22 protein-coding genes are annotated in these 24,034 nt (G+C 38.7%); all 22 read left to right on the plus strand.

The window, feature by feature from the left end; translation table 11 throughout:
* The first annotated feature begins 30 nt into the window (after nucleotides 1–30).
* The 22 genes from mutL (at nucleotide 31) to dltD (ending at nucleotide 23,939) form a co-directional block, all read left to right on the plus strand.
* Entirely contained in the window at nucleotides 31–1,941 is a 1,911-nt protein-coding gene (gene mutL, locus AC3B6B_RS03115) for a DNA mismatch repair endonuclease MutL (RefSeq protein ID WP_489757238.1), read from the plus strand.
* A 9-nt stretch (nucleotides 1,942–1,950) separates the two neighbouring features.
* Nucleotides 1,951–2,547, plus strand: coding sequence for a Holliday junction branch migration protein RuvA (gene ruvA, locus AC3B6B_RS03120; protein ID WP_489757239.1), 597 nt, complete (start codon nucleotides 1,951–1,953; stop codon nucleotides 2,545–2,547).
* 16 nt (nucleotides 2,548–2,563) lie between these two features.
* A complete protein-coding gene (ruvB, locus tag AC3B6B_RS03125) occupies nucleotides 2,564–3,580 on the plus strand; it encodes a Holliday junction branch migration DNA helicase RuvB (RefSeq protein WP_489757240.1) in 1,017 nt (338 codons plus the stop codon).
* Between the two features lies 1 nt (nucleotide 3,581).
* Complete coding sequence (gene queA, locus AC3B6B_RS03130) at nucleotides 3,582–4,613, plus strand: tRNA preQ1(34) S-adenosylmethionine ribosyltransferase-isomerase QueA (RefSeq protein ID WP_489757241.1); 1,032 nt, start codon at nucleotides 3,582–3,584, stop codon at nucleotides 4,611–4,613.
* Nucleotides 4,614–4,800: 187 nt separating this feature from the next.
* Nucleotides 4,801–5,943, plus strand: coding sequence for a tRNA guanosine(34) transglycosylase Tgt (gene tgt, locus AC3B6B_RS03135; RefSeq protein WP_489757242.1), 1,143 nt, complete (start codon nucleotides 4,801–4,803; stop codon nucleotides 5,941–5,943).
* A 66-nt stretch (nucleotides 5,944–6,009) separates the two neighbouring features.
* Nucleotides 6,010–6,441: a preprotein translocase subunit YajC gene (gene yajC / locus AC3B6B_RS03140; protein WP_489757243.1), complete on the plus strand. Its 432-nt coding sequence runs from the start codon at nucleotides 6,010–6,012 to the stop codon at nucleotides 6,439–6,441.
* 274 nt (nucleotides 6,442–6,715) lie between these two features.
* Entirely contained in the window at nucleotides 6,716–8,203 is a 1,488-nt protein-coding gene (zwf, locus tag AC3B6B_RS03145) for a glucose-6-phosphate dehydrogenase (RefSeq protein ID WP_489757244.1), read from the plus strand.
* Nucleotides 8,160–9,305 (plus strand): DNA polymerase IV, encoded by a 1,146-nt coding sequence (dinB, locus tag AC3B6B_RS03150; protein ID WP_489757245.1) that lies wholly within the window; start codon nucleotides 8,160–8,162, stop codon nucleotides 9,303–9,305. Before zwf ends, dinB begins: the two co-directional genes overlap by 44 nt.
* Before the next feature lie 9 nt (nucleotides 9,306–9,314).
* Entirely contained in the window at nucleotides 9,315–10,256 is a 942-nt protein-coding gene (locus AC3B6B_RS03155) for a DHH family phosphoesterase (protein ID WP_489757246.1), read from the plus strand.
* Between the two features lie 32 nt (nucleotides 10,257–10,288).
* Nucleotides 10,289–11,632: a DEAD/DEAH box helicase gene (locus AC3B6B_RS03160; protein ID WP_489757247.1), complete on the plus strand. Its 1,344-nt coding sequence runs from the start codon at nucleotides 10,289–10,291 to the stop codon at nucleotides 11,630–11,632.
* 327 nt (nucleotides 11,633–11,959) lie between these two features.
* Nucleotides 11,960–14,602, plus strand: coding sequence for an alanine--tRNA ligase (gene alaS, locus AC3B6B_RS03165; protein WP_489757248.1), 2,643 nt, complete (start codon nucleotides 11,960–11,962; stop codon nucleotides 14,600–14,602).
* 111 nt (nucleotides 14,603–14,713) lie between these two features.
* A complete protein-coding gene (locus AC3B6B_RS03170) occupies nucleotides 14,714–14,977 on the plus strand; it encodes an IreB family regulatory phosphoprotein (RefSeq protein WP_489757249.1) in 264 nt (87 codons plus the stop codon).
* Nucleotides 14,974–15,414 carry a Holliday junction resolvase RuvX gene (gene ruvX, locus AC3B6B_RS03175; RefSeq protein WP_489757250.1) on the plus strand — a complete coding sequence of 147 codons (441 nt, stop codon included), beginning with the start codon at nucleotides 14,974–14,976 and terminating at the stop codon, nucleotides 15,412–15,414. Before AC3B6B_RS03170 ends, ruvX begins: the two co-directional genes overlap by 4 nt.
* 12 nt (nucleotides 15,415–15,426) lie before the next feature.
* Nucleotides 15,427–15,732: a DUF1292 domain-containing protein gene (locus AC3B6B_RS03180; protein WP_489757251.1), complete on the plus strand. Its 306-nt coding sequence runs from the start codon at nucleotides 15,427–15,429 to the stop codon at nucleotides 15,730–15,732.
* Nucleotides 15,733–15,756: 24 nt separating this feature from the next.
* Nucleotides 15,757–16,299 carry a CvpA family protein gene (locus AC3B6B_RS03185; RefSeq protein WP_489757252.1) on the plus strand — a complete coding sequence of 181 codons (543 nt, stop codon included), beginning with the start codon at nucleotides 15,757–15,759 and terminating at the stop codon, nucleotides 16,297–16,299.
* Nucleotides 16,300–16,550: 251 nt separating this feature from the next.
* Entirely contained in the window at nucleotides 16,551–18,905 is a 2,355-nt protein-coding gene (locus AC3B6B_RS03190) for an endonuclease MutS2 (RefSeq protein WP_489757253.1), read from the plus strand.
* Nucleotides 18,906–18,982: 77 nt separating this feature from the next.
* A complete protein-coding gene (trxA, locus tag AC3B6B_RS03195; protein WP_489757254.1) occupies nucleotides 18,983–19,291 on the plus strand; it encodes a thioredoxin in 309 nt (102 codons plus the stop codon).
* 172 nt (nucleotides 19,292–19,463) lie between these two features.
* The gene (locus AC3B6B_RS03200; RefSeq protein ID WP_489757255.1) at nucleotides 19,464–19,604 is read left to right on the plus strand and encodes a teichoic acid D-Ala incorporation-associated protein DltX; all 141 of its coding nucleotides are present in this window, start codon (nucleotides 19,464–19,466) and stop codon (nucleotides 19,602–19,604) included.
* An 11-nt stretch (nucleotides 19,605–19,615) separates the two neighbouring features.
* Nucleotides 19,616–21,127 carry a D-alanine--poly(phosphoribitol) ligase subunit DltA gene (dltA, locus tag AC3B6B_RS03205; RefSeq protein WP_489757256.1) on the plus strand — a complete coding sequence of 504 codons (1,512 nt, stop codon included), beginning with the start codon at nucleotides 19,616–19,618 and terminating at the stop codon, nucleotides 21,125–21,127.
* Nucleotides 21,120–22,340, plus strand: a complete 1,221-nt coding sequence (dltB, locus tag AC3B6B_RS03210) for a D-alanyl-lipoteichoic acid biosynthesis protein DltB (RefSeq protein ID WP_489757257.1) — start codon at nucleotides 21,120–21,122, stop codon at nucleotides 22,338–22,340. Before dltA ends, dltB begins: the two co-directional genes overlap by 8 nt.
* Nucleotides 22,341–22,423: 83 nt before the next feature.
* Nucleotides 22,424–22,666, plus strand: a complete 243-nt coding sequence (gene dltC / locus AC3B6B_RS03215) for a D-alanine--poly(phosphoribitol) ligase subunit DltC (protein ID WP_489757258.1) — start codon at nucleotides 22,424–22,426, stop codon at nucleotides 22,664–22,666.
* Entirely contained in the window at nucleotides 22,659–23,939 is a 1,281-nt protein-coding gene (gene dltD, locus AC3B6B_RS03220; protein WP_489757259.1) for a D-alanyl-lipoteichoic acid biosynthesis protein DltD, read from the plus strand. The genes dltC and dltD overlap by 8 nt, the downstream gene beginning before the upstream one ends.
* Nucleotides 23,940–24,034: the final 95 nt, after the last annotated feature.

Below are 24,034 nucleotides of genomic sequence, written 5' to 3' on the forward strand. Positions count from 1 at the left end.
CTGTAAATTAGATTAGAGTAGGGATATTCAATGGCAGAAATTCATGAATTACCAAGTACTTTAAGTAATCAAATTGCCGCAGGCGAAGTGGTAGAACGGCCAGCATCCGTGGTCAAAGAATTAGTAGAAAATGCAATTGACGCACACGCAACACAAATTGAAATTCAAGTGCAAGATGCGGGTATTTCGCAAATTAAGGTTGTTGATAACGGTGATGGTATTGCTAGAGATCAAGTTCAGCTAGCGTTTCAACCGCATGCCACTAGTAAAATCAGTTCAACCCAGGACTTATTTAATGTACAGACTTTAGGGTTTCGGGGTGAGGCTTTGGCTAGTATTGCTGCAGTTGCCAAGGTCGTGCTTACTACTAGTACTGATGGAGCCAGTGGCACGCTGTTGCAAGTAGCAGGTGGACAATTCCAAACGCCACAGGTGACCGCGGCTAAAAAGGGGACCACAGTGGTGGTGACCGATTTATTTTACAATACACCCGTGCGGTTAAAATATATCAAAACTTTAAATACTGAGTTAAAAAAAGTAGTTGAGGTTGTAAATCATCTAGCCTTAGGTCACCCCCAGATTGCGTTGAGATTAAACAATGAAAAGAAAACCTTAGTGCGAACTTCTGGTAACGGCGATCTCAAACAAACTATTGCGGGGATCTATGGCCGCAAAGTAGCAGCTGACTTAATTGCTTGTCAAGGTGTTGATGCTGATTTTCAGGTTCAAGGCTATTTATCTTTGCCAGAACAAACGAGAGCTAACCGCAATTATATCGCACTGTTAATTAATCAACGCTATATTCATAATTATCAATTAAGTAAAGCTTTTTTGGCGGGGTATGGTTCAAAGCTAATGGTTGGGCGCTATCCTATAGGTGTTCTAGAAATTACGACTGATCCGTTATTAGTTGATGTTAATGTTCATCCAACCAAGCGTGAAGTTCGCTTGAGTAAAGAACAACAATTAGCTAATTTAATTGAACAAAGCGTTGCACAAGCATTGGGGCAATTAAATTTAATTCCGGATGCTTTAAAAACAACTCCCTCCAAACCAAGACCGCCTTTTGTGCAAACTGATGAGTCATTTAATGCGGCAACATCTTTTTTACGTGAACCATCTGTTACCAAGACCACGCCAACGACTAATTGGATTCAACCAGGAGCAGTGCATTTACAAGAAATCTTTCAAGATCCTCAGCATCTACAACAATGGGATCAAAAAATGCAGCAAATTGCTCAACAAGATGCCACTCTGACGCAATTACCACCAAAAGCGTCGGATGCTACACCCAAAGTCAAGTCAGTGGCACAACAGTCGTTATCCAAATCAGCTTTTCCCCAATTACAATTCCTGACACAAATTCATGAAACTTATTTAGTAGCTCAAAGTGGTGATGGTTTTTATCTGGTTGACCAACATGCTGCCCAAGAACGGGTGAAGTATGAGCAATTTAGTCAAGCAATTGGTCAAGTTAGTAGCGATCAACAAAAATTATTGGTACCGTTAATTTTGGATTACGCTAATTCAGAGGCGATTACTTTAAGTGCACACTTAGATTTATTACGTCAGGTGGGGGTGGAGATTGCTCCGTTTGGACAAAATAGTTTTGTGGTAACTAGCCATCCTACTTGGATTGGCGTTGAGCAAGAAGAAAAGACGATTCGAGAAATGATTGATTATATTTTGCAAGACGGTAAAATTAATATAGCCCGTTTTCGAGAACAAACAGCGATTACTATGAGCTGTAAATTATCTATTAAGGCTAATCATCATTTGGACCGTCCTCAGGCTCAGGCAATTTTGGATCAATTAGCACAAGCCCAAAATCCGTATAATTGTCCGCATGGGCGGCCGACATTAATTCATTTTAGTGATGCGGAAATCCAAAAGATGTTTAAGAGAATTCAAGATCCCCATCAATCTAGACGGTTTAAGTGAGGTTTTATTGTGTTTGAATATTTTCAAGGAATTATTACAGCGATTTATCCCACTTATGTGGTATTAGAGGTCCAACACATTGGTTATCATATCTTGGTGGCGAACCCTTATCGTTACCAGACAGACGAACCGCTCAAGCTTTATATTGAACAAATTATTCGTGATAATGATCAATCCCTCTATGGTTTTTATGACTTAGCAGAAAAACAATTATTTTTACAATTAACTTCGGTTTCTGGAATTGGTCCCAAAAGTGCGTTAGCTATTTTGGCTGATGATGATCATTCGGGATTGATTGAAGCAATTGGGAGCGACGATGTGCAATTTCTGACGAAGTTTCCTGGTGTTGGTAAAAAAACGGCGCAACAAATTGTTTTGGATTTAAAAGATAAATTACCCAAAACAACTCTGGCAACCAATCCTACTAACTTATTTAGTCATGTACCATCAGCAACTGCTAATAAAGACTTTGCTGATGGCTTAGCGGCGTTAGCCGCTTTAGGTTATTCTCAAAAAGAATTACAAAAGATTGAAACGGCTTTAAGTCAAGTGACGGCCCAGAATGCGGGTGATTACGTCCGGGCAGGTTTAAAATTATTACATTAAGAACTGGGGTGATTAGATGTCTGACAAGGATCATTTAACTGATGATCAAATTCTCGATGATCAAGAAGCGGCGGTTGAACAATCTTTACGGCCTCAAACTTTGGACCAGTACTTGGGACAAGAAAAAGTCAAACATGAATTGCATGTCTATATTCAAGCAGCTTTAAAGCGTCAGGAAGCACTGGATCATGTCTTGTTGTACGGACCGCCTGGATTAGGTAAGACAACGCTAGCTTTGGTGATTGCTCATGAGTTACAAGTCAATCTGCGAACGACGACGGGGCCATCAATTGAAAAACCGGGTGATTTGGTTGCTATTTTGAGTGAATTACAAGCTGGTGATGTGTTATTTATTGATGAAATTCATCGTCTACCAAAAAATATTGAAGAAATTTTGTATTCGGCGATGGAGGACTTTTATATTGATATCGTCGTCGGTCAAGGCTCCGATGCCCACGCAATTCACTACCCATTACCGCCGTTTACCTTGATTGGTGCGACGACCCGGGCAGGCCAATTATCTTCACCTTTGCGGAGTCGCTTTGGGATTGTCGAACACATGGCTTTTTATGATGAAGCCGAATTGACGCAAATTGTCCAACGCTCCGCTCAGGTTTTAAATGTGTCTGTAACCAGCGCCGGTGCGCATGAACTAGCACGGCGTTCACGCGGCACACCGCGCGTAGCTAATCGTTTATTAAAGCGTGTCCGCGATTTTATGCAGGTTTCTGGTCAAGCAGAAATTGATCAAACTTTGGCAGCTTCGGCCTTAGACCAATTACAAGTTGATGATCAAGGGCTTGATCAGACAGATCGCAAATTATTGATGATGATGATTAATCTGTATCAGGGTGGGCCGTTAGGAATTAAAACGATGGCTGTCAATTTAGGTGAAGAACAAGAAACAATTGAAACCGTGAACGAACCATATTTGTTACAGCAAGGTTTCTTAAAGCGGACCCCCCGTGGTCGGGTGGTGACTACCAAAGCCTATGAACATTTAGGGATTCCATTAACTAAAGGAGAAAATTAAATTGTTAACGTTAGAAGATTTTGATTATCATTTACCTCAGGAATTAATTGCACAAACTCCGATTAAAAACCGCGACCAATCACGCATGTTAGTGTTAGATCATCAAACTGGTGAATATCAAGATCGACACTTCTTTGATATTCTAGATTATTTAAATCCTGGTGATGCTTTAGTAATGAATAATACTAAGGTTTTACCGGCTCGCTTGTATGGCATTAAGGAAAAGACGCAGGCACACTTAGAAGTTTTATTATTGAATAATACCGAGGGCGATGACTGGGAAGTTTTGATGAAACCAGCACGCAGAGCACCAGTGGGGACCGTTGTCGAATTTGGTGATGGAAAGTTAAAATGTACGGTTACGAAAGAATTGGAACACGGTGGTCGGATGGTGCACTTTGATTATGATGGGATTTTTATGGAAATCTTAGAACAATTAGGTGAAATGCCCTTACCGCCCTATATCAAAGAAAAATTAGCTGATCCTGATCGTTACCAAACGGTCTATGCCAAAGAAGAAGGTTCAGCAGCGGCCCCGACAGCTGGCTTACATTGGACGAAAGACTTATTAGAGAAAGTCCAAGCTAAGGGTGTTAAGTTAGTTTATTTAACCTTACATGTGGGGTTGGGAACTTTTCGGCCAGTTTCTGAAGAAAATATTGATGATCATCAGATGCATAGTGAGTTTTATCGTTTGAGTGAAGCAGCGGCGCAAACTTTAAATGAAGTTAAGGCTAATGGTGGCAAAATTGTTGCAACGGGTACCACTTCTATTCGAACTTTAGAAACAATTGGAACGAAGTTTGACGGAAAAATTAAGGCAGACAGTGGCTGGACTGATATCTTTATTAAGCCCGGTTATCGTTGGCAGGTGGTGGATGAGTTTATTACTAATTTTCATTTGCCTAAGTCCACCTTAGTGATGTTAGTAGCTTCTTTTACCGGACGCGAAAATATCTTAAATGCTTATGAACACGCAGTTAAAGAGCAATATCGGTTCTTCAGTTTTGGTGATGCAATGTTTATTAAATAAATTTGCAGTAAAAATCAGTTGAGGCAAACAGAATTTATCGTGAATAGAAACGAACATTTTTATGCACTCAATTGCTAAGTAATTTTTCCCAACTTCATTACCCAAGTTAGGATCACATTGTTGAAGCAATGAGTTGTTATTTGGTGCAGTACGATGTCCAATAATATACAGAAATTTGGAGTTTTATATGGAACAACCAATTAAATATCATTTAATCAAAAAAGAAAAACATACTGGCGCCCGGTTAGGCGAATTAATTACCCCGCATGGAACTTTTGAGACCCCAATTTTTATGCCTGTTGGGACACAAGCCAGTGTCAAAACTATGTCACCAGAGGAATTAAAGGAAATCGGAGCAACGGTCATTTTATCTAATACCTATCACTTATGGTTACGGCCTGGTTCTAAGTTGGTGCGTGAAGCAGGTGGTTTGCACCAGTTTATGAATTGGGATCGTGGCATACTAACCGATTCTGGTGGCTTTCAAGTTTTTTCTTTAGCCAAAAGGCGCGGTATTAGTGAAGAAGGTATTACTTTTAAGAGCCATTTAGATGGGCGTAAGATGTTTTTATCACCAGAAAAGGCCATTCATATTGAAAATGATTTGGGCCCAGATATTATGATGAGCTTGGATGAATGTCCGCCTTTCTTTGAATCACATGATTACTTGCAAAAATCAATTGCACGTACAACGCGGTGGGCAGAACGTGGTTTAAGAGCGCATCGCAATCCTAATCGGCAGGGGATTTTTGGAATTGTGCAGGGCGCAGGCTTTAAAGATTTGCGACAGCAAAGCGCTAAAGATTTAGTTTCATTAGATTTTGCTGGTTACTCTATTGGCGGTTTATCTGTTGGTGAATCGAAAACGCAAATGAATCAAGTTTTAGATTATACGACGCCACTTTTGCCGGAAAATAAGCCACGATACTTGATGGGCGTGGGCACAGCTGATTCGTTGATTGATGGTGTCATTCGCGGAATTGATATGTTTGATTGTGTTTTGCCCACACGGATTGCGCGTAATGGAACTTGCATGACTTCTAATGGGCGTTTGGTCGTCAAAAATGCACAATATGCACACGATTTTGGCCCATTAGATCCGAATTGTGATTGTTATGCTTGTCGAAATTATTCTCGGGCTTATATCAGGCATTTATTGCAGGTTGATGAAACTTTTGGCATTCACTTAACAAGTTATCATAACTTATATTATTTAGTGCATTTGATGGCGCAAATTCGCCAAGCAATTCGGGATGATAATTTATTAGACTTGAAGCAACAGGTCTTCGAACAGTACGGCTTTAATGAAAAAAACGCAAAGAATTTTTAATGAGTTACTGTGTTTTCAAGGATTGTTTGTTAGAATAGTAGTAAAATCAAACTAGAGGTGGAGCAATTGAACTTATTGGCAGCTAAAGCAAGTGGTAGTGGTAACATGATGTTGTTACTCTTTTTCGTCATTTTAATTGTATTTATGTATTTTACGATGTGGCGCCCACAAAAAAAGCAACAAGAACAACGTCAAAAAATGTTGGGTCAACTAAAAGTTGGTGATCCGGTCGTCACCATCGGTGGCCTTTACGGAACGATTGATACGATTAATGATGCGGAAAAAACCATCGTGATCGACTGCGATGGAATTTATTTAACGTTTAATCGTTCAGCGATTAGAAGTGTCAATAAACCAGCCGCAACTAAATCAGCGACAACAGCTAAGGCTGAGACAGAAACTAAAGCACCAGCAAAGTCAGATGAAGCGGCTAGTGACGATGCTGCTCCTTCTAGTCAAGCGGATGACGACACTACTACTGAAACAGCAGATAAATAATTTGAGTTTTGAAGAGGTTGGGACAAAAGTCGCTGAAATTTGAAAACTAACGATAATTGAGTAAGTTTGCCACAAATTTTAGACTTTTGGAGTACAATAATTAATCAATGTTTAGTTAGTTTAGAACATGATAATTATTGCCCCAGCCTCTTTTTGTTAGCTGCAATTAGTTAAGTTTGAAGACGGTTTTTAATTGGTTGTAATTATTATGCTGGGATAATTTTTATATAACTACAATCCAAAAACAAAAATTACGATGTGTGAGGTATGAATAATGCAGGAACAAAAAGTTATTTTTATTATTTTTGGTGGCTCAGGTGATTTAGCACACCGTAAATTATATCCTGCGCTTTTTAAATTATATTTAAAAGGTTATTTAAAACAGCATTTTGCAGTAATTGGTACAGCGCGAAGGGCTTGGAGCCACGAATATTTTCGGCAAACGATTTTACAATCAATTGTTGATGAAACTGCCGATCAAGACCAGATTGATCAATTTTTACAACATTTTTATTATCAATCACATGATGTTAATGATGCCGAACACTATGTTGCCTTAAAAAAATTGGCATCTAGTTTAGATCAAAAATATCAAACTGGCGCTAATCAAATTTTTTATATGGCGATTGCGCCCAAGTTTTTTGGAGTGGTGGCACAACATATTAATTCAGAACATTTATTAACAGCGACGGGTTTTAACCGTTTGGTCATCGAGAAGCCATTTGGGCGTGATTTAAAAAGCGCACAGGAATTAAACGATAGTATTGCAGCCACTTTCCAAGAAAAACAGATCTACCGTATTGATCATTATTTGGGAAAAGAAATGGTTCAGGCTTTGCCGATTCTGCGCTTTACGAATCCGATGTTAGAAGCTGTTTGGAATAAGCAGTATATTAATAATGTGCAAATTACCTTGGCTGAGACCTTGGGTGTGGGTGAACGTGCGGGTTATTATGAAACAGCTGGTGCTTTGCGTGATATGATTCAAAATCACGCCTTACAAATTTTGGGGTTATTGGCGATGGATCAGCCGTCGGTCTTTACGTCTGATGCAGTGCACCAACAAAAAGTCAAATTATTCTCGCAATTACAGTTATATTCAGCTCAAGAAGTTGAGCGCTATTTTGTGCGCGGTCAATATGGTACTGATAAGAAAGGTTATCATCGCTCTTATCGAGCAGCGGATGATGTAGCCGATAATTCAGTCGTAGAAACTTTTATTGCTGGAAAAATTTTGATTGATAATGAACGTTGGCAAAATGTACCATTTTATGTTCGCTCTGGTAAGAGATTACGTCAGAAAGCTACGCGGATTGATATTGTTTTTAATGAACAAACTGATAATATTTTTGCTCAAGTTTTACCGCAACAAATCAGACCTTGTCGACCAGTACTGACAATTGTAGTAGAACCAACGCAGGGAATTAAATTGAGTTTGAACTTGACGACACCAGGAGAGGGGTTGCGCAATTCTTTGAAAACTTTAGATTTTCATGAATTGTCAGATAGCATGGTTAACTCACAGGAAGCCTATGAAAAATTATTAATTGATATTTTGTTGGGCAATCAAACTAATTTTACCAATTGGCAAGAACAGTATTACACTTGGCGCTTTATTGATCGGATTCGCCAATATTTTGATCAAATTCAGCCTGAGTTCCCTAATTACTATAGTAATAGTTTTGGCCCTCAAGCTAGTGACGATTTATTAGCGAAAGATGGCAACGAGTGGATTTGGAATTCGGATAATCTTGAACTCTGATTTTTGGGAATTACCCATTGTTATTAATGATCAACGTCAAATTCTGCATGTTGATATGGATGCTTTTTACGCTTCAGTGGAAGAACGTGAGCATCCAGCTTATCGCCATAAAGCGCTAGTCATTGCTCGCGATCCGCGCTTGCACAATGGTCATGGCGTTATTACTACTGCTAATTACCAGGCGCGGAAGTTTGGGGTACATTCGGCAATGCCAGCGATTAAGGCATTGGAGTTAATCCCTGCTGAGCAATTGCAATTTACGGATCCGAATTTTAAGTTATATCGGCAAGTTTCACAACAAATTCACCAGATTTTTGCGAAGATTACGGCTGTTTGGGAGCCTGTAGCGTTTGATGAAGCTTATTTAGATATAACGCATAATCATTTGCAGATGGAAGATCCAATTGAGGTCGCCGCGTTAATTCAGCATACTATCAAGAATTCATTACAATTAACTTGTTCGGTAGGAATTTCTTATAATAAATTTTTAGCTAAAATGGCATCTGATTATGCTAAACCATTCGGGCGCACGGTAATTAGTAGCAACCAAGCGTTGAATTTTTTGGCGCAAATGCCGATTGCTAAATTACATGGTATTGGTAAAGCCACACAAGCTAAACTAGCACAAGCTGGCTTAACTACCGGTCAACAGTTGCAACAATGTCCAGTGACTTTTTTAACGCGATTGTTGGGGAAAACGGGTTTTCTATTGTATCAGCGAATTCACGGAATTGATGATCGCCAAGTGAGCTCACAGCGCCAGCATAAATCGATTGGTAATGAACGTTCCTTTGATCGACCAATTTTTAATGACCAAGAGATTAATGATGTTTTAAAGGAACAAGCAAAGTCGGTGGCACAAACTTTGCAACAAAAGCAGCTGCACGGGCAAACGATTGTTTTAAAAGTTCGGACGATGGCATTTGTGACTTATACACGGCGCAAGACTTTGACTAATTGGACTAATAATGCACAATTAATCTACCAAACTAGCCAAGAATTGTTAGCCACTTTAATGTTAGAGAATCAACCACTGCGCTTATTAGGAATTACGGTAACCAACTTAGTGCCACAAAATTTTGAGGAAATTGAGCTTTTTTAGGAGAAGATTATGAATACTTTTGGAGAAATTATTACCCAAATTAAACAATATGAGCGAATCATTATCCATCGACATGAAAATCCTGATCCAGATGCTCTAGGGTCACAGTTAGGTTTAGCATCCAGCATTCAAGCAACTTATCCGGATAAAACGGTTTTGTTAGCGGGGGGGTCAGTCGGTGATTTAGACTGGATTAGTACGATGGATCAAGTTAGTGATCTGCAGTATCAACAAGCATTAGTGATTGTCGTTGATACAGCTAATCAACCGCGCATTAGTGATCAGCGTTATAGTGAAGGTGAAAAACTGATTAAAATTGATCACCATCCCAATGTGGATTCATATGGTGATTTACAGTATGTGAATACGAGTGCTTCGAGTTGTTCAGAAATTATCGGTGATTTAATTAATAGTGCTGGTTCTGATTTGGTTTTCACGGACCAAGCAGCCCGCGCTTTATATGCAGGAATAGTCGGTGATACGGGACGCTTCATGTATCAAAGTACAACTTCTCATACTTTAGCTTTAGCTGCGCAATTAATTGGTTATCGTTTTGATGCCGCCGCTTTAAATCGCAATATGGGGCAAATGACGTTAGAACAAGCCAAATTACAAGGTTATGTCTTTGAACATTTGGTGATTGCTCCTAATGGTGCAGCCAAAGTGGTTTTGCCAGCTGAATTGTTAACGAAATTAGGTTTACAGCAGGCAGATGCTCATGTGGTCGTTGGGACACCCGGGCGGTTAAAGAATGTTCAATCTTGGGTCATTGCGGTAGCTAAAGCTGATGGCACTTACCGTATTCATTTGCGTTCTAAGCAAGTAGCCATTAATGATTTGGCAGCACAACATGATGGTGGCGGACATCCACTAGCTAGTGGTGCTAATGCGCAAGATTTGGCAGAGGTGGAACAAATTTATCAGCAACTACAAGCTAAATTAGACGATTAAGATAGAGATTAAGGAAATTTGAGGTTAAAATTATGGCTAATTTTGCAGATTATCATTTTGCAGAATTTTTGAAGACAGCGCTGACTAAAATTAATTTTCAGCAGCCTACTAACGTTCAACAGCAAGTCATTCCAGTGATCCAAAAAGGTCATGATGTGATTGTCCAGGCACAAACGGGTAGTGGCAAAACGCACGCATATTTGTTACCGTTAATTAATCAGTTAACGGCTACTAAACAAGTACAATTATTAATTACTGCTCCCAGTCGGGAATTAGCGTATCAAATTCGCGAAGCAGCACAGCAATTAATTCAAACGAGTACTTTAGATTTGCACATTGGTTTATATGTTGGAGGAACCGATAAATTAAAACAAGTACAACACTTGAAACAGCAGCAACCTCAAATTGTTATTGGTACTCCAGGACGAATTTGGGATTTGATCAAAAATCAGGCGCTCTTGGTTTACCAAACTAAATATTTTGTGATTGATGAAGCTGATATGACTTTGGATTTAGGTTTTTTGCAAGAGGTCGACCATATTGCCAGCAGTTTGCCTGACAAATTACAAACGATGGTGTTTTCAGCAACAATTCCGGATAAGTTACAACCATTTTTGAAAAAATATTTATATGAACCACAAGTGATTAAACTAGCGGTTCCAACAATTATTGCCCCTAATATTACGAATTTGGCAATTTTTACGCGTGGACGGGATCGGAAGACTGTTTTATATCAAGTTTTAACCTTAGGTCAACCGTATTTAGCGTTAATCTTTGCGAATACGAAAAAAACGGTTGATGAAGTTTTTAATTTTTTGAAAGTTAAAGGGTTAAATGTTGCCCGCATTCATGGTGGATTAACGCCACGGGAACGTAAGCGCACCATGAAGGCGATTGAAAATATGGATTATCAATTTGTTGTAGCATCTGATCTAGCTGCTCGGGGGATTGATATTCCGGGAGTTTCTCATGTAGTTAATTATGAAATTCCGGACGATGATGACTTTTTTGTTCACCGCGTGGGACGGACTGGGCGCAATCAAATGGCTGGGAGCGCTATTACGTTATATGCGCCGGAAGAGGAAGAAAAGTTACAACATTTAGAAAATTTAGGAATCAAATTTGCAGCTAAAGAAATTAAAAACGGTGAATTAGTTGCGACCCATCAGCATGATCGCCGCCAACAACGCACGGCTTCGCAGCATCAGTTAGATCCAACATTAGTCGGCTTAGTTAAAAAAGAAAAGAAGAAGAAAAAGCCTGGTTATCGTAAGAAAATTAAACAAGCGGTTGACCAAGACCGACGGCAAAAACGTAAAATAGAACAACGTGCTCAGCGCAATCAACGCAAAAAAATGCGGAAACAACAGCACTAAAGTGTTTAGTATGATATGCCTCCCTGAGAATTAGGACAATAATCTTAATTTTTGGAGGCATTTTTTATGAGCAGATTATTGAAAAAGAATTGACTTTCTAGAATTTTAAAATTATTATTAAAATTAATTGGATATGCTGTGTTCAAACTTTCTTGAGAGAGGGTAAGGTTGGTGGAATTACCTGTTGGTTTTAATGCAGTGCTCCCAACGTTTAAATTAAAATAATAAATGAAGTGGCAAACGACAAAATCGTTGCAATCAAGGTGGTACCACGCTTAAGCGCCCTTGTGAAGCAATGATTTTGTTTTTTTATTGAGGAGTGAAATTATGAAACAAATGACTAGTGCGCAAGTGCGCCAAATGTTCTTAGATTTTTTTGCTCAAAAAGGTCATACGATTGAGCCAAGTGCATCATTAGTACCCAAGGATGATCCAACATTATTGTGGATTAATTCTGGTGTAGCAACGATGAAAAAATACTTTGACGGTGAAGTAATTCCGAAAAATCCGCGTTTAGTTTCGGCACAAAAAAGTATTCGTACTAATGATATTGAAAATGTGGGACATACTGCTCGACATCAAACCTTTTTTGAAATGTTAGGTAATTTTTCAGTCGGTGATTATTTTAAAGACCAGGCTGTTGCTTGGGCATGGGAGTTGTTGACTAGTCCCGAGTGGTTTGATTTTGATCCGGAAAAATTATTTGTCACAGTTTATCCTAAGGATCAAGCGGCGTATGATTGTTGGATTAAGCAAGGTGTGCGGCCTGATCATATCTATAAAGTTGAAGATAACTTTTGGGATATTGGGGTGGGTCCTTGCGGTCCAGATTCTGAAATCTTTTATGATCGCGGACAGGAAAATAACGATGTTGCGGAAAACGATCCTGAGAATTATCCTGGGGGCGAAAATGCACGTTACTTGGAAATTTGGAACATCGTGTTCTCCCAATTAAACCATTTGCCTGACGGTCAATATGTGGATCAACCACATAAAAATATTGATACCGGTATGGGCTTAGAACGGATTGTTTCCGTGATTCAAAATGCACCAACAAATTTTGAAACTGACTTGTTCTTACCAATCATTCGAGCTACAGAAACTTTTACTGCTGATAAACATTATGGCGTTGTTGCTAGCGATGATGTGGCTTTTAAGATTATTGCCGATCATGTGCGGACGGTTAGTTTTGCAATTGGTGATGGCGCTTTGCCGTCGAATGAAGGTCGGGGCTATGTTTTGCGGCGTTTAATTCGACGCGCGGTTTTAAATGGTCATAAATTAGGAATCCAAGGTCCATTTTTAAGTCAATTAGTTCCCGTAGTTGGAAAAATTATGGACAGTTATTATCCAGAAATATTGGCCCAATTAGAATACATTCAAAAGGTGATTGCTAGTGAAGAAAAACGGTTTGCCGAAACCTTGAATGATGGTTTAGCTTTGCTAAATGAAACGATTGCTCAAGTTAAAGCTAACGGCAGCCAACAAATTAGTGGTAGCGCAGCTTTTAAATTGTTTGATACCTATGGTTTTCCGTATGAATTAACGGTTGAGTCAGCACAAGAGCAAGGTTTAAGTGTCGATCGTGCTGGATTTGATGCCCAAATGGAGCAACAAAAGCAACGTGCTCGGCAAGCACGTGGTAAAAAACAGTCCATGGGCAATCAAGATCAATTATTAATGGGCTTAAACATTGAGAGCGAATTTGTCGGCTATGACCAAATGAGCATTGATGATGGTGTTTTACAAGCGATTATCGTGGCTGATCAAACAGTTGCTGAGGTCAAAGCTGGTCAAGCACAATTAATTTTTGATCGAACGCCTTTTTACGCTGAAATGGGTGGTCAAGTGGCCGATATTGGGGTGATTCAAGACCAAAACGGAACCACGGTTGCCCAAGTTATCGACGTTCAACATGCACCAAATGGTCAAAATTTACATTTAGTTGATGTCAAAGCACCGTTGGTGCAAGGACAAACCTATCATTTAGCTATTGATCAAACTTTCCGGAAAAAAGTCCGGCGGAATCATACAGCTACGCATTTATTGGATCAGGCGTTACGGAATGTTTTGGGCGATAAAACCCATCAAGCTGGTTCATTAGTCGAGCCAGATTATCTGCGCTTTGATTTTACTAGTTTAGATCGTTTGACTGACGTGCAGTTGCGCCAAATTGAGCAAATCGTTAATGAACAAATTTGGCAAGAAATTCCTGTAGAAACGATTGAAACAGATTTGCAATCGGCGAAGAAATTAGGTGCCATTTCACTATTTGATGACAAGTATGGTGATCAAGTCCGAGTTGTGAAAATTGCTGACTTTTCCATGGAATTTTGTGGTGGTACGCATGTCAAAAATACGGCCGAAATTGGCATGTTTAAGATTATTGCTGAAACAGCTATTGGTTCCGGTGTCAGACGAATTACGGCGGTTACGAGCCAAGAAGCTTACGAGTCCGATCAAGAACAGTTGCATTATTTGCAACAAATGCAGCAAGAATTAAAAGTTCCGCAGATGAAAGTTTTGCCTGAAAAAGTCACACAATTGACCGCCGAATTAAAGAGTACTAAGCAAAAATTACGAGATTTAAAAGCCAAGGTGGCCCAACAAGAAGCCGGTGACTTATTAAATCAGGTTGAACAACTTGGTTCCATGACAGCGATTATTACAGCCGTACCCGATACGGGAATGAATGAATTGCGGCAAATGGCAGATACTTGGAAGCAAAAGTCGCAATCAGATGTCTTGGTATTGGGAACTAAAAACGGAAGTAAAGCTAATTTAATTATAGCTGCTAGTTCTAAGGCGATTGCCCAAGGATTGACAGCTGGACAATTAATTAAGCAAATTGCTCCGAAAATCAATGGCGGCGGCGGTGGTCGCGCTCAATTAGCCCAGGCGGGCGGGAAAGATGCTACTGGATTAGATGCAGCTTTAACTTTGGCCCGTCAATTAATTGCTCAAGCTTAATCAATGGTCAAGGACCTCTTTTTAGACTATGATATAATGATTACTTGAAAATAGATTTGTGATTGAATCAGTTTTTGAGTATGATAAGGATTATAAAAAGAGGTGTAGCTTGTGAGTTCTTTAGATAATACAATGAGCTTTGACTTCAACGAGAGTCGAAGACAGGATGTTCGCGATACTTTGCAAAAGGTTTATAAGGCACTGGAAGATAAGGGGTATAATCCTATCAACCAAATTGTAGGTTATCTGTTGTCGGGTGATCCAGCTTATATTCCCCGTTATAATGATGCGCGTAATTTGATTCTAAAGCATGAGCGGGATGAAATTATTGAAGAATTAGTTCGTTATTATTTAGAAAATGGTGACAATCATTGAGAATTATGGGCTTAGATGTCGGCTCCAAGACCGTTGGTGTCGCGGTGAGTGACCTACTAGGCTGGACTGCTCAAGGTGTAGAAATTATCCGCATTGATGAAGACCAACAAGAGTTTGGTTTGGAGCGCTTGGCACAGTTAGTACAGCAATATCAAGTAGAGCAATTTGTCGTGGGCTTACCTAAAAATATGGATAATTCTGAGGGTGAACGTGTTACTAAATCCCAAGAATATGGTAAAATGATTGCCACAAAGTTTAATTTACCCGTTGATTATATTGATGAACGCTTAACGACAGTGCAAGCTCAACGGATGTTGATTGAAGAGGCTGATGTATCACGGCATAAACGTCATCAAGTAATTGATGAAGTCGCAGCGATGATGATTCTGCAAAATTATTTAGATAAACTGGCCTATCAAAAGGCTAATCCACAGTAGAGAGGTTAACTAATGGACGGCAAACCTGAAAATATTGACCAAGAAATTGTCTTAAGTGACGATCAAGGCAACCAAGAAGTTTATAAAATTTTATTTACATTTGATTCGGATGATTATGGCAAATCATATGTTCTAATGTATCGCGCTGCTCAAGAAGATGACGATGAAATTGAAATTCAAGCTTTTAGCTTTATTCCTGATGAAAATGGGGATGTAACTTCTGGTGACTTGATGCCAATTACTGATGACGATGAGTGGGAAATGGTACAGGAAGTTTTAAATACCTTTTCTAGTGATGAAGATAATTCACAACAATAAATTTTATAATGATCAGGTGTCAGAATGTTAAGTGTATTAATAATTCTAACTTTGGCTTACGGAATTTATGCTGGGATTAGAAGAGGATTAGCGCTGCAAAGCGTTTATACAATCGGTTATGTAATTAGTTTCGTTTGTGCGTGGGGCACTTATCGCTGGTTAGGTCCTAAATTAGACTTAATTGTTCCTTATCCATCCGCTTCGCCGCAAAGCTATTTTGCTTTTTTTAGTCAACGTGTACGATTAAGTTTAGATAGTTCCTTTTATTTAGGAATTGCATTCTTATTTGTGGTTTTTGGTGGTTGGTGTTTGACGCGAATAGTTGGAGCGTATTTTAACGATTTGACGTATCTTTCTTTCGGCGGCGATTTTAATCGCCCTTTGAGTGCAATTTTGGCTTTAGTATGCAATTATGTGGGAATTTTTATGGTCTTATATATTTTAGCCTTAATTCCAATTACGGGCTTGCAGCATATTTTAAGTCGTTCGACAATTGCTTCAACAATGATCCGTTACTCAACTGGACTAACACAATTGTTTACTAATTTGTTAATTGGTGTTTTATAAAGAAACTGAGCATAAAGTTATTTAGAACATGCAAAATAATGGGAACAAATCAAAAGGTGTGCTTACTGAAAAGATTTGTCTAGGTTATCGCAAATTCTAAGAACTTTGGACTCAGTTTTTTGTTTGGTTAGAAAATGAACCACTACTGAAAATTTATTCAAAGTATGCTGGTAGTTATACAGACAGCGCCAGCTGACGAACAATATTGATGTAATGTTGTGAAATTAATTTAACAATAAAGGAAGAACAAGATGAATCAACGGATTTTAGAAACGTTGGAGTACGACAAAATTTTAAACTTAATGACGCCATTTTTAATAACAGAGCCGGGAAAACGACAACTGAAACAATTAAAACCGCAAACCAAGCGGTCTTTGGTGCAGCAATTACTGGATGAAACTGCCGATATTGTGGAATTACATCGCTTAGCACAAGATTTGCCGTTAGAACCGGTTCACGAATTACAATCTGAATTAAAGCGCATTAAAATTGGCGCAGTGCTCAATGGTAATGAACTATATCGAGTTAGTAGTGTATTACGGGTTAGCAATCAATTAAAGACTTTCTTTGATCAATTACGTGTTGATGGGGTGTCATTAAATCAGTTATACCGCTATGGTGAGCAACTCGTTACACTAGCTAGTATTAATGAACGTTTGCAGCAATCGGTCGATGAACAAGGGAATCTGTTAGATGATGCTGATCCGCAATTAAAGCAAATTCGGCGGACAATTAATCATTCGCAACAAAAAGTACGGGCCCAAATGGATCATTATTTACAAGGCAATAGTCGCAAATATCTCACAGAAAATTTAATTACCATTCGCGATGGCCGCTTAGTTTTACCTGTGCGTCAAGAGGCACGCAATCACTTTGGTGGAGTTATTCATGACCAAAGTGCTAGTGGTCAAACAGTTTATGTAGAACCTCAGAGTGTCATTAATTTAAATAATACGATTCAAGAGCAACAAGCTTTAGAAAAACAAATTATTCAACGCATTTATCAGCAATTAAGTGATTTATTGCGACCTTACGTCACCGAGTTACAACAAGACAGCGATTTAATTGGCCAATTGGACTTAATTCAAGCTAAAGCACAATTGGCGCAACAACAACAAGCTACTCAGCCAATAGTCACTGCTAATCAAGTTATTGCTTTAAATCAAGCACGTCATCCGCTAATTGATGCGCAACAGGTCGTAGCGAATACGATTAATTTGGGGCAAGATTTTCAGAATTTAATTATTACGGGTCCAAATACGGGTGGTAAGACGATAACGTTAAAAACGGTCGGCTTATTGCAATTAATGGCGCAATCGGGGTTATTTATTCCTGCACAAACGGGGAGTAAAGTAGCAGTCATGACTGAAATTTTTGCTGATATTGGTGACGAACAATCAATCGAACAAAATTTGAGTACGTTCTCGTCACATATGGACAACATTATTACAATGTTACCGCAATTAAGCGATTCTAGTTTAGTTTTATTAGATGAGTTAGGTGCGGGCACGGATCCACAACAAGGAGCAGCCTTGGCAATTGCTGTAATTGAGGCGATGAGTCAAAGTCATTGCTTATTGATGGTCACCACCCATTATCCTGAGTTAAAATTATTTGCTTATAACTATCCGCAAACAACCAATGCTTCCATGGAATTTGATTTGCAAACTTTAAAGCCTACTTATCGATTGTTAATTGGGATTCCAGGAAGTAGTAATGCTTTTGATATTGCTCAAAGACTAGGGATGCAAACCACGATTGTTGAGCGGGCACGCCATTTACAGAGTGGCGCTGATCAAGATTTGAATGAAATGATTCAAGATCTAGAGCGTCAGCGGAAGCAATTTGAAAAACAATATCAGCATTATCAACAACAATCCCAACAACTGCAAGCGCAAGAACGACAATTAAAACAAGAGCAACAAGCTTTAGAACAACAACAAGATCAAATTTTAAATCAGGCTCGTCAACAAGCCAATCAGCTGGTGGATCAAGCACAACAACAATCAGACCAAATTATTCAAGATTTGCACCGTTTACAAAAAAAAGCCCCTAATTTAATCAAAGAAGATCGAATTATTGCGGCCAAAACTGGTTTGAAAAACTTGCATCGAGCCCCCGTGCTCAAAAAAAATAAGGTCTTGCAACGGGAAAAACGCAAGCAACAGATCAAAGTGGGCGATGATGTCCATGTTGATGAATACGGTCAAGATGGAGTGATTGTTGGTCAGGATAAAAAAGGTAATTTTGAAGTGCAGTTGGGAATTATCAAAATGAAATTAAAACCGGAACAGTTAACTAAGGTCAAAAATGTAGCTGCTGCGCAACAGAGTCATTTTTCCCAAAAGCGGGCACACACTAACGTCCCCTTAAAGCTTGATTTACGAGGCGAACGTTATGAAGAGGCCATGAATGATTTGGAGCAGTATTTGGATTCAGCCTTGATGGCGGGCTACGGGCAGGTCACAATTGTGCATGGCTTTGGTACAGGAGTGATTCGCAAAGGCGTTTGGAAAATGTTACGACAAAATTCTCGTATTAAATCTTTCGAATATGCCCCAGCTAGTTCTGGTGGCCAGGGTGCAACCATTGTGAAGTTTGGCTAAAGTGCCAGGCAATTAATTGGTTTCTGAATAGATAATTGTTATAATAAATTGTGTAATTATTTAAAGGAGATGAGCTCATGGTTGACAGTTTAACTGATCAGGATTTTGCAAATGAGACTAAAGAAGGCTTGGTGTTGACCGATTTTTGGGCAACTTGGTGTGGTCCTTGTCGGATGCAATCACCAGTAGTTGAAAAATTATCTGAGCAATACGATGATGTTAAATTTACCAAAATGGATGTTGACGCTAATCCCAAGACACCAGAACAATTTGGTATTCGGGCAATCCCAACTTTAATTTTGAAAAAAGATGGTCAAGTTGTGGAAACTTTGGTAGGTTATCAAAGTGAAGACCAATTAAAACAAGTAATTGCTAAACACTCCTAAACAGGACTGTGCTGCGTTATTTGATAGTTATTAATAAATAATTTATGAGGAACTTTTTGTTTACACTGTGCAAAAAAGATATTTTTTTGTAAGTAGTAGAGGGAAAGTTCTTTTTTTTTAGAATATTGCGTTATAATGTGTTTGTTTAAATTTTTTAGTTTGGGGAGTTTTTATGTTCAAAAAATTTTGGCAGCATCCAACAGTGCGGTTTGTATCGTTGACTTTACTGTATTTTCTCATCATTATGGCTTTGGTGTATTTATATAGTTATTCTGGTATTAATAATAGTAAATTCATCTACAATGAATTTTAGGAGGAAGCCTTTTGAATGAAAAAATAACTAATCTTTTGACAACAATCGATCAGATTGCGCAAGATAATCCGGCTATTTGCTATCAAGATACTGCCGGTCAGCATTCTTATCAAGAATTATTTCATGATAGTCAACAATTAGCAGCTTATTTGCAAAGTTTGGACTTGCCGACTGGTGAGCCGGTCATGATTTATGGAGATCAAAGTTTTCAAACTGTAGTGGTTATGTTAGCTTGTGTCAAAGCCGGTCATGCCTATATTCCAGTTGATGTTCATTCACCCAATGAGCGCTTACTACAAATTAGTGAGATTGCTCACCCAGCAGCGGTAATTGGTGTCCAAGAGTTGCCAATTACTCTGGATGTGATAACTGTTACACCACAGCAATTACAGACCGCTTTGGTTAGTTCACAACCACCATTAGATTCTGATTTAAGTGTCCAAGGTGATGATAATTTTTATATTATCTTTACTTCGGGGACTACGGGGGTACCTAAGGGAGTTCAAATTAGTCATAATAATTTGCTAAGTTATGTTAATTGGATGTTATCTGATTTTAATTTGCCACAGCAAGTTCGTTGTTTATCACAGCCGCCGTATTCGTTTGATTTGTCGGTAATGGACTTGTATCCGACTTTAGTGTTGGGTGGCAAATTATTGGCTTTAGATCAAGCAACGACTGATAACTTTGCGCAATTATTTCAGGTTTTACCGACACTAGACTTACAGGAATGGGTTTCAACACCATCTTTTGTGGAATTGTGCTTATTAGATAAAAATTTTGATCAACAACACTATCCACAATTACAGCATTTTTTGTTTTGTGGTGAAGAATTAACGCGCAGTACAGCCCAAACACTGTTACAACGTTTTCCACAAGCCCAAGTCTTTAATACCTATGGACCAACTGAAGCTTGTGTTGCGGTAACTTCGATTGAAATCACTCCACAGATCATTGAACAGTATGAGCGTTTACCAATTGGTTATGCTAAAGCTGACACGAATATTACCTTGGTTGATGAATCAGGACAATCATCCCAAGCCGGGGAATTGATTATTAGTGGTCCCAGTGTTTCGAAGGGCTATTTGAATAATCCTGATAAAACGGCTCAAGCTTTTGAAAAACAGGCTGGACGTTTGGCTTACCGTTCTGGCGATTTGGCAACTATGGATTCGGACGGTTTATTGTTTTATCGTGGACGCACGGATTTTCAGGTGAAGTTACATGGTTATCGCATTGAGCTAGAAGATATTGATCAAAATTTAGCGGCTTTGCCACAAGTTGATCAAGCCGTCACTGTTCCGCGTTATGATGCGCAGCATAAGGTGAGCCAATTGGTGGCTTTTGTAGTCTTGAATCAAGAACTAGAGCAAGCATCTACCACCTTAAAGCAAGAGTTAGCACAAAATGTCATGTCATATATGGTGCCCCAGCGCATTGAGGTACGACAAGCTTTACCGAAAACCGCTAATGGCAAAATTGATCGGAAAAAATTGATGGCTGAGGTAAATCATCATGCCTAATGTGCAACCCTATCAAAATCCACAGTATTTTATTCTGTTACTCATTGCCTTACTGCCATTAATGATTGGTTTATATCATGGTAAGCGTTGGCGGTGGTACGAAACAATCATTTCGCTGATCTTTTTGGTTTTAATTTTTGACAATGATAAACTGAAACAAGGCTTAGCTTTAATTGGGTATACGATTATCCAAGTCATTATCGTGGCAAGCTACAGTCATTATCGGACGAAGAAAGACTCACCTAATAAATTTGGAATTTTTGCCTTAGCAGTCTTCTTATCTATTATTCAAGTAGCAATTGTTAAGTTTACGCCCCTCTTTGATCACGGGCGGGATTCGATTGTGGCGTTTTTAGGAATTAGTTATTTAACTTTTAAAACGGTCGGAATGTTAATGGAAATTCGCGACGGTGCTATTAAGGAATTTCATTTAGGAAAATTCTTACATTTTCTATTATTTTTCCCAACGTTGTCATCGGGACCAATTGACCGTTACCGGCGCTTTATTAAAGATTACGATAATGTGCCGACGCAAGCTCAATATGTTGAGCTTATTGGTAAAGGGCTGCATAATATCTTTTTAGGATTTTTATATAAGTTTCTTTTAGGTTACCTATTTGGAACGGTAATGTTGCCGCGTTTGGAGCACATTGCCTTATTGCAACGCAATAGTCATTTTTTAGGACTATCTGTTTATGTGATTTTAGTTATGTATTGTTATAGTATGTATTTGTTCTTTGATTTTGCCGGTTACAGTTTGTTTGCAATTGGGACCAGTTATTTAATGGGAATTCAAACTCCGATTAACTTTAATAAACCGTTTTTGGCACCGAATATTAAAGAATTTTGGAATCGATGGCATATGAGTTTGTCCTTCTGGTTCCGTGATTATATTTATATGCGTTTTGTTTTTTGGGCGATGAAGCATAAAGTTTTAAAGAGTCGGATCGCAATGGCGAATATAGGTTATTTGCTCTTGTTTGGTTTAATGGGAATTTGGCACGGCGAGACCTGGTACTATATTGTGTATGGGTTATTTCACGCCTGTTTAATTATCGGGACTGATGCTTGGTTAAGATTTAAGAAACGGCATCGTAAACAAATTCCGTCTAATCGCTGGACCAAATATTTGGGCATCTTTTTAACTTTTAATACAGTTTGTTTTAGCTTTTTAATCTTTTCGGGCTTTTTAAACCAATTATGGTTTAATTAAACAAACTGGTTAATGCGGTAATAGTTCATCAAATTGGATATAGTTTTATCTAATTTAAGTAAAATTAAAGGAGATCAATGATTATGGATATTCAAACAACAGTTTTAGATATTTTGGCAGATTTAACAGGGACAGATTCTGTGAAGGAAAATTTAGATGAATCATTATTTGATAGTGGTTTGTTGGATTCGATGGCTACGGTGCAATTATTACTCGAATTACAGCAGCAATTAGGTATTGACGTTCCGGTTTCCGAATTAGAGCGTAGCGAATGGGATACACCGAATAAAATTATTGCGAAGGTAAAAGATCTGGCCAATGAGTAACTTTAAAAAGTTAATCAAAATTATTGCTCCAATGTTAACCGCGGCACTTTTAGCCTTATTAGTTTTATACGGTCCGTTGAAAGTGCCCGCACCAGGAGCTACCACGGTCAAAAAGGCCGCCACTTCATTATCAGCGAATGTTTTGCGTGGTGATCAAATTAAAGATAGAGCTTTGGATGAGAATTATTTGATGATTATGGGGTCTTCAGAATTATCACGGTTTGATTCTTTTCATCCATCTGTCTTGACGCAGAAGTACCACCGTGGCTACCAACCATTTTTATTGGGAGCTCCAGGAACGCAGTCTTTGACGCATTTCTTTTCAGCACAAGCCATGGGAAAGCATTTGGATCATCACCGCGTAGTTGTAATTATTTCGCCGCAATGGTTCGTGCAAAAGGGCGTTGATAAAAATATGTTTGACTACTATTATTCTAAGCAACAAGCGACATATTTTATTAATCATGCCCGACCACAGACTGAAGCGGATCGTTACGCTGCTAGACGCTTGTTAAGTATGCCGGCAGGTAGTGCCGACGAAAATGTGGAAAGTGCATTAAAAAATATTGCCGCCGGCCAACCAATTAATGCCGAGCAACGCTTGATGATTACTGGTTTAGCTAGCAAAAACTTGCAGCATCAGGATCAATTATTTACGCGCTTTTTCATAAAAGATCGTCGAGCAATGATTGCTGAACATGCGCGCGCTTTGCCTGAGCATTATAATTACCAACAATTAGATGTGATGGCCAAAGACTTAGGTCAAGAACACTCCACTGATAATAATTTGGGGATTGAAAATAAATTTTATAATCAGAAATTAAAGAACTCTATGCGGGGATTAAAAAATAGTCAAGAACACTATACCTATGAATATGGCCCAGAATTTTCTGATTTTCAATTATTATTAAATCAATTTCAAAAACACCACGTGACACCTCTATTTGTGATTCCACCGATTAATCGGCAATGGATGGACTATACTGGTTTACAGGAGTCCATGCTAAATCGTTTTGACCATAAAATCACTTATCAGTTACGTTCCCAAGGTTTTCAGCATATTTTAGATTTGCATTCTGATGGTAATATACCTTACTTTATGCAAGATACGATTCATTTAGGCTGGCGCGGCTGGGTTAAGGTTGATCAAGGTATTAATCAATTTGTGCACGAAAAACAGCCACAACAGACTAGTTACCATTTAAAAGATTATTTCTATACCAAAGATTGGCAGCAGCGTAAACCTACTACCATCTCTAATAAATATCACTAATGCTTAAAATGTAGTTCAGTAAGATTGAGATTGTATCAACTCTAGCTTAATTGGACTGCATTTTTACATATAGCCGCTCATTTGTAGTACACTAG

Source organism: Bombilactobacillus sp. ESL1197 (genome assembly GCF_058107145.1).

What these genes read in the sequence shown, in the direction of transcription:
- zwf (WP_489757244.1), top strand. Translation starts at nt 6,716, where the DNA reads ATGCAGGAACAAAAAGTTATTTTTATTATTTTTGGTGGCTCAGGTGAT.
- dltB (WP_489757257.1), top strand. Translation starts at nt 21,120, where the DNA reads ATGCCTAATGTGCAACCCTATCAAAATCCACAGTATTTTATTCTGTTA.
- mutL (WP_489757238.1), top strand. Translation starts at nt 31, where the DNA reads ATGGCAGAAATTCATGAATTACCAAGTACTTTAAGTAATCAAATTGCC.
- AC3B6B_RS03180 (WP_489757251.1), top strand. Translation starts at nt 15,427, where the DNA reads ATGGACGGCAAACCTGAAAATATTGACCAAGAAATTGTCTTAAGTGAC.
- ruvB (WP_489757240.1), top strand. Translation starts at nt 2,564, where the DNA reads ATGTCTGACAAGGATCATTTAACTGATGATCAAATTCTCGATGATCAA.
- tgt (WP_489757242.1), top strand. Translation starts at nt 4,801, where the DNA reads ATGGAACAACCAATTAAATATCATTTAATCAAAAAAGAAAAACATACT.
- dltC (WP_489757258.1), top strand. Translation starts at nt 22,424, where the DNA reads ATGGATATTCAAACAACAGTTTTAGATATTTTGGCAGATTTAACAGGG.
- AC3B6B_RS03155 (WP_489757246.1), top strand. Translation starts at nt 9,315, where the DNA reads ATGAATACTTTTGGAGAAATTATTACCCAAATTAAACAATATGAGCGA.
- trxA (WP_489757254.1), top strand. Translation starts at nt 18,983, where the DNA reads ATGGTTGACAGTTTAACTGATCAGGATTTTGCAAATGAGACTAAAGAA.
- AC3B6B_RS03160 (WP_489757247.1), top strand. Translation starts at nt 10,289, where the DNA reads ATGGCTAATTTTGCAGATTATCATTTTGCAGAATTTTTGAAGACAGCG.
- AC3B6B_RS03190 (WP_489757253.1), top strand. Translation starts at nt 16,551, where the DNA reads ATGAATCAACGGATTTTAGAAACGTTGGAGTACGACAAAATTTTAAAC.
- AC3B6B_RS03200 (WP_489757255.1), top strand. Translation starts at nt 19,464, where the DNA reads ATGTTCAAAAAATTTTGGCAGCATCCAACAGTGCGGTTTGTATCGTTG.
- dltD (WP_489757259.1), top strand. Translation starts at nt 22,659, where the DNA reads ATGAGTAACTTTAAAAAGTTAATCAAAATTATTGCTCCAATGTTAACC.
- alaS (WP_489757248.1), top strand. Translation starts at nt 11,960, where the DNA reads ATGAAACAAATGACTAGTGCGCAAGTGCGCCAAATGTTCTTAGATTTT.
- AC3B6B_RS03185 (WP_489757252.1), top strand. Translation starts at nt 15,757, where the DNA reads ATGTTAAGTGTATTAATAATTCTAACTTTGGCTTACGGAATTTATGCT.
- dinB (WP_489757245.1), top strand. Translation starts at nt 8,160, where the DNA reads ATGGCAACGAGTGGATTTGGAATTCGGATAATCTTGAACTCTGATTTT.